Annotated in this window: 1 protein-coding gene; it reads left to right on the plus strand. The window is 57.4% G+C overall.

What is annotated here, in order from left to right:
• Positions 1-51: 51 nt before the first annotated feature.
• The gene (locus ACI3K0_RS30750) at positions 52-765 is read left to right on the plus strand and encodes an IS6 family transposase (RefSeq protein ID WP_404946985.1); all 714 of its coding nucleotides are present in this window, start codon (positions 52-54) and stop codon (positions 763-765) included.
• Positions 766-813: the final 48 nt, after the last annotated feature.

Here is an 813-nt window from a genome sequence, read left to right on the forward strand (position 1 = left end):
GGTAGCGTCGGCTTAACGACTTTGTTGTGACCGTGCTGGTATTCAGTGACCATGACCGAGATTTCGCCTGCTCACTTTAGACGCCACCGTTTCCCCGCCGAGATCATTGCCCATGCGGTCTGGCTCTATTACCGGTTTCCGCTCAGCTTTCGTGACGTCGAAGATCTGCTTGCCGAGCGCGGCATTGACGTCTCGTTCCAGACCGTGTCGGAATGGGCTGCGAAGTTCGGTCTCAAATTCGCCAACCAACTTCGCCGGCGCTCGCGAGGCCATTTTGCCGATAAGTGGCAGCTTGATGAGATGTTGGTGACGATCAAGAGAAAGAAATATTGGCTGTGGCGCGCCGTCGATGCCAACGGCTATGTCCTCGATGCGCTACTGCAAAGCCGAAGGAACAAGCGCGCAGCGGTACGGCTGATGCGAAAGCTGCTCAAAGGCCAGGGCGCCACCCCGCGGGTGATGGTCACGGACAGATTGCGGTCCTACTCTGCCGCGAAGGCGGAGCTGATGCCTGGCATCGAGCATCGCTCACACAAGGGTCTCAACAACCGAGCCGAGAATTCACACCTGCCTTTGCGACGACGCGAACGGCGCATGATGCGCTTCAAGTCGGCACGGCAATGCCAGCGTTTCATTTCCACCCATGGCCAGATCGCCAACCTCTTTCTTCTTCACCGCAAACATCTGACCGCAGCAGATCATCGAAAGCTTCGCTCTCACGCTATCGCGGCATGGCGAGATATCACCATGTCGATCAGCGCCTGAAACCTGGCCGATGTCGATCACCGTGCCATAGCCAAACTTAAGGCGACG

It is taken from the genome of Rhizobium sp. ZW T2_16 (assembly GCF_044987325.1).
GTDB lineage: Bacteria > Pseudomonadota > Alphaproteobacteria > Rhizobiales > Rhizobiaceae > Neorhizobium > Neorhizobium cellulosilyticum.